The sequence below is a fragment of the Haloplanus sp. genome (assembly GCF_028275055.1).
Classification (GTDB): domain Archaea; phylum Halobacteriota; class Halobacteria; order Halobacteriales; family Haloferacaceae; genus Haloplanus.
This window is the reverse complement of record NZ_JAQCNJ010000001.1, coordinates 1-4,999: the sequence shown is the minus strand read 5'-3', so window position 1 is coordinate 4,999 and position 4,999 is coordinate 1. Positions and strand designations below refer to the sequence as shown.

Annotated in this window: 5 protein-coding genes; 3 read left to right on the top strand and 2 right to left on the bottom strand. The window is 66.8% G+C overall.

Features of this window, described 5'->3' with window-relative positions; translation table 11 throughout:
* A partial coding sequence (gene pan1 / locus Q0925_RS00025; protein ID WP_299330473.1) for a proteasome-activating nucleotidase Pan1 occupies window positions 1-1,091 on the bottom strand: 1,091 nt, incomplete at its 3' end.
* Window positions 1,092-1,250: 159 nt separating this feature from the next.
* Between pan1 and Q0925_RS00020 the strand changes: the two genes are divergently transcribed.
* Entirely contained in the window at window positions 1,251-1,514 is a 264-nt protein-coding gene (locus tag Q0925_RS00020) for a winged helix-turn-helix transcriptional regulator (protein ID WP_299330471.1), read from the top strand.
* 69 nt (window positions 1,515-1,583) lie between these two features.
* Here the strand turns inward: Q0925_RS00020 and Q0925_RS00015 are convergent, their stop codons facing one another.
* Entirely contained in the window at window positions 1,584-3,014 is a 1,431-nt protein-coding gene (locus Q0925_RS00015) for a PQQ-binding-like beta-propeller repeat protein (RefSeq protein ID WP_299330468.1), read from the bottom strand.
* 111 nt (window positions 3,015-3,125) lie between these two features.
* Here Q0925_RS00015 and Q0925_RS00010 point away from each other — a divergent pair, with 111 nt between their 5' ends.
* Window positions 3,126-3,524: a hypothetical protein gene (locus Q0925_RS00010; protein WP_299330465.1), complete on the top strand. Its 399-nt coding sequence runs from the start codon at window positions 3,126-3,128 to the stop codon at window positions 3,522-3,524.
* Between the two features lie 25 nt (window positions 3,525-3,549).
* Window positions 3,550-4,911, top strand: a complete 1,362-nt coding sequence (mre11, locus tag Q0925_RS00005; protein ID WP_299330462.1) for a DNA double-strand break repair protein Mre11 — start codon at window positions 3,550-3,552, stop codon at window positions 4,909-4,911.
* Window positions 4,912-4,999 lie beyond the last annotated feature (88 nt).

Below are 4,999 nucleotides of genomic sequence, written 5' to 3'. Positions count from 1 at the left end.
GTACAGATCGCCTTGATGTCGGCCCCGGAGGCGTCGTCGGCCATCTCGGCCAGCCGGTCGAAGTCGACATCGCTCGCGACGTTCATGTCGCGCGTGTGGATCTGGAAGATGAGCGCGCGCCCCTCGTGGCCGGGCTTCGGCACCTCGATAAGGCGGTCGAACCGGCCGGGCCGGAGGATCGCCTCGTCGAGCATATCGAAGCGGTTGGTCGCGGCGATGATCCGGACGTCGCCACGCTCGTCGAAGCCGTCCATCTCCGAGAGAAGTTGCATCATCGTGCGCTGGACCTCCGCGTCGCCGGAGGTCTTCGAGTCCGTGCGCTTGGAGGCGATGGCGTCGATCTCGTCGATGAACAGAACGGCGGGCTCGTTCTCGCGGGCGACCTCGAAGAGGTCACGCACCAGCTTTGCGCCCTCGCCGATGAACTTGTGGACGAGCTCCGACCCCGCCATCTTGATGAACGTGGCGTCGGTTTCGTTCGCGACCGCTTTCGCGAGCATCGTCTTTCCGGTTCCCGGCGGCCCGTAGAGCAGCACACCGGACGGCGGCTGGATCCCCACCTGCTCGAACATCCCGGGCGACTCGAGCGGCATCTCGACTGTCTCCCGAACTTCCTGCATCTGCTCGTCGAGCCCGCCGATGTCCCCGTACGTGACCTCGGGGCTGTGGTCGACCTGCATCACGCGGGCGCGGACATCAGTTTCGTCGTCGAGGCGCTTGACGATCGAGAGGGAGTTGTTGACGGCAACCCTGGAGTCGGGTTCGATCTCCGACCGCATCTCGTCGGTCACCTCGGTGAGCGCCTCCTGGTTGTTACCGTGCTGTTTGATCACCACGCCGTCGTCGGTCAGCTCCTGGACGGTGGCGACGAACAGCGGCGACTGCTTCAGTTTCTTGTTTTCGTGGGTGAGCCGCTCGAGCTTCTGCTGATACTTGTTGTTCTCCGCGTTCGCATCGAGAAGTTTGTCCCGCATCTCCTCGTTTTGGGACTCGAGAACGTCGAGGCGTTCCCGGAGCGCCTCGATCTTCTCCTGCTGCGACGCCGCCTCCTCCTCGTACGGAAGCTCGACGTCGTCAACGGTGTCAGTCATCACCAACTGTACGGTTCGGCTTCATAAGAGGCTTCGGGTGAGCGAAACGTTCAGTACGCCCGACGCAGCGACCCCCGTTCCGACTGCCATAATATGACTCATACTAATAAATCTACACAGTAAATATTATCTACCCACATTCACTACCCGAAGGTACGGATGAGTACCACAGAGACGCTCCCCCGAGACGAGGAGGCGGCCGACCGCTGGAACCGGGTGCGGGAGATGCCACCGAGCGCGAAGCTCGTAGCGAAGGTTCTCGACTACAACGACACGCTGACACAGAGCCAACTCGCCGAGGAGACTCTGCTACCGCCCCGGACGGTCCGGTACGCCCTTACCCGGCTCGAGGACGCCGACGTCGTCAATTCCCGGTTTTCGTTCACCGACGCCCGCAAGCGACTGTACACGCTGGACATCTGAGCCGGAGCGTCGGGTGGGTCGACCCTATTCACCCTCGCGTCGGAGTCGATCCCGAGGCCCTCGCCGTGCTCACCTGTAGAAACTGTACAGCACGGCCTGCGTGTCCTCCTCCGACCGATCTTCGACCACCGTGTACAGCGCCCCGTCGACGGGAATCGGTGACTGGACGCTCGTCCCGTCGACGCCGAACGACCACCGGAGTTCACCGGTGTCCTTGTTCAGCGCCCGAACCCGCGCTGGCGCCTCGTCGGAGAACGCACTTCCGAGCAACAGCGTGTTCAGACAGACGATCGGCAGCCCGTTGGCGTCGCCGCGGATCCGCGAGTCGGTCTCCGGCGAGAACCGCCACTCCGGGGATCCAGTGTCCGAATCGATGGCGTACAGCTCGTTGTCGGCGACGAGGTACACCCGCTCGTCGTCGACCGAAACCCCGGTCCGCGGCGGGTTTTGCACTTCGAACCGCCACGCGACGTCGCCGGTGGCTTTCGACATCGCACGTACCTGGTTGGTGAACGAGTCGGAGTCGTACCCATCGATCGGCAGGTACACATGAGAGTCGTCGAGCACCGGAACCGCTTCACCGATCGGGAGCCGCGTCGACCACCGGACCGATCCGTCGTCGCTCGCGAGCGCCCAGACGTTGTCGTTGCCCTCGACCGTCTCGTCCGACGTGATGACGATCGAATCCGTGTCGGCACCCATGTCCTCGAGCCGCAGGTCGACGCCGCCGATCGGTTTCTCCCAGACCACCGTTCCCTCGGGCCAGTCGTACGCGAGCACTCGCGTCTCATCGTTCGCGCTGTCGCTGATAACGAGGTACACTCGATCGTCGACGACCCTCCCAGTCGGCACGTGTGCGTCGTTCAGCCCCGACGCCTCGTAGACGACCTCGGACCTGACCGCGCTTCCCGTGTCGTCGACCGCGACGAGTTCCAGGTCTTCCGTCCGGCCGTTCTGTCCGGAGACGAGGAGGTTTCCATCCGACATCCCGATCGGCCGGGGACGACGGACCGCACCTGCCGGCGTCTCGACGCCGTCCCACGCTACCATCCCGTCTGTCCTCCGCCGCGCCCGAAACCTCCGAGTCGGGTACAGGACGACGTGCTGCCCGGTGACAACCGGGCCGGTGAACACGCGGTTCGCCTGTCCCGGAAGCGACTGTGTCCACGCCAGACACGGCTGCTCTTCGGGTACCTTCCGCTCCGGCACCGCGAACGAGTTCCGACTGTCGCCGAACGGGTGTGTGAACCGCTCGGCGCCCGTCGGCGGTTGCGCGTCGGCCGTACACGAGATTGTCGCCCCGTCGTTCGGGGACTCGGTCCCGGTTTCGGGCTCCGTGGCGGCAGCCGTCCCCGCTGTCGATCGGTCGGGTGACCGAGTCGCTGTCGACTCAGTCGAGGAAGACCCCTCCCCGGTGTCAGTCAGACGGAGACACCCACCCAGCGCCCCCCCGCCGGTGATGCCGAGCGCTGCAAGCAGCCGCCGACGCGTTCGATCCATACCTATAGCGGTTACCCGCCGGTCTCAACAGTTTCGGTCGCGTCCCGCGTGCCACACCCCTTCAGACCCGGCGGCCGAAGGTTCAAATCCCATCCCGGCACCACACCCGATGTGACCGATCGATCGCCCGACGTGGACGCGCCACGCCCCGACGAGGTGCGCCGGTCGCTCCGAGCACTCGCGGACGGATCCGCGTCGCCGCAGCCGGCGGACGGGCCGACATCCCACGACGCCGTGTCCGTCGATCCGGACGCTGTCGTTGCCGACGCCGAGCGCGCAGCCGACTCCGCCCGCGAGGCCGCATCGTTCCTGTCGGCCGGCCGGCTCCCGGAACTCGATCGGGCGGTCGCGACGGCGGCCCGTCGCGACGAAGACGACATAGCAGCCCGCGGCCGGGCCGCTCGGGAGTCGCTGCGGCGCCTCGACGCAGCGTTGCGTGGGAGTGACCCGACGACACCCTCGGTCGACACCGACGCGACCACTTCCACTCCGGTCGCGGAACGGTTTTAGGAGACACTGCGCAAGGTTCGGGCAGATGACACGGGTGATCCACACCGGCGACACCCATCTCGGGTACGCCCAGTACCACTCACAGACCCGCCGGGCGGACTTCCGGGACGCCTTCGAACAGGTAATCGACGACGCGATCGACGAAGACGTCGACGCCGTGATCCACGCGGGGGATCTCTTCGACGACCGTCGGCCGGAACTCTCCGACCTTCTGGAGACGATCCGGCTGCTGCGGCGGCTTCAAGGGGAAAAGATCCCGTTTCTCGCAGTCGTCGGCAACCACGAATCGACCCGGAGCGGCCAGTGGCTCGACCTCTTCGAGGACCTCGGCCTCGCCGAGCGACTCGGCACGGAGCCGCGCACTGTCGGGTCGACGGCGTTCTACGGTCTCGACCACGTTCCGAAGTCGCGGCGGGCGGACCTGGACTACGACTTTCGGCCCCACAACGCCGACCACGCCGCCCTAGTGGCCCACGGGCTGTTTACTCCCTTCGCGCACGCCGACTGGGAGACCGAGACCGTCCTCGAGGAGTCGCCGATCGACTTCGACGCCGTCCTGTTGGGCGACAATCACGAACCGGGCACCGAAACGGTCGACGACACCTGGGTGACCTACTGCGGGTCGACGGAGCGGGCGAGCGCCGCCGAGGAGACCCCACGCGGCTACAACCTCGTGACGTTCGACGACGGGGTCGACATCCGGCGGCGCACCCTCGACACCCGGCCGTTCGTGTTCGTGTCGGTGTCGCTATCGGCGGGCGAGGGCGCAGAGCGGGTCCACGAGCAGCTCCGGCAGCACGACGTGACCGACGCAGTCGCCGTGGTCGAGGTCACCGGCGAGGGCGAGCCGGTGGCGCCCGCCGCGATGGAGGAGTCGCTGACCGACCGGGGGGCGCTGGTGGCGCGCGTCACCGACCGCCGGGACCGCGAGTCCGACGCCGACCTCGACGTCTCCTTCGCCGACCCCGACGACGCCGTCGCGGAACGGATCCACGATCTGGGGCTGTCGGAAGCCGCCCTCGAGGTCGACGAGACGATCCGCGCCGGGGAGACCGCCGACGCGAACGTTCGGGCGACGGTGGAGGCCCGCGTTGCGGAGCAACTCGACGGGGATCGGGCGGCGTTCCAACCCGCGGCCGACGATTCCGGCCAGGGCGGCGGGAGCGCCGACGAAGCCGACGAAGGCACGAACTCCGATGGCAGTGGTGCCGAGGCTGATGGGCACTCGAACTCCGATGATGGAAGTGGTGTCGAAACCGACGGGCACTCCGACACCGACAGCGGGGACGCCGACGCAACCGACACCGACCGGAACGAAAACGGCGGCTCCGACCCCGACGACCCGGACCGCGCGGCCGACACCCAGGTCACGATGGAGGACTTCTGAATGCGGTTCGAGCACCTCCGCCTTCGGAACTTCAAGCCCTACGCCGACGCCGACCTCGACCTCCGGGACGGCGTGACAGTCATCCACG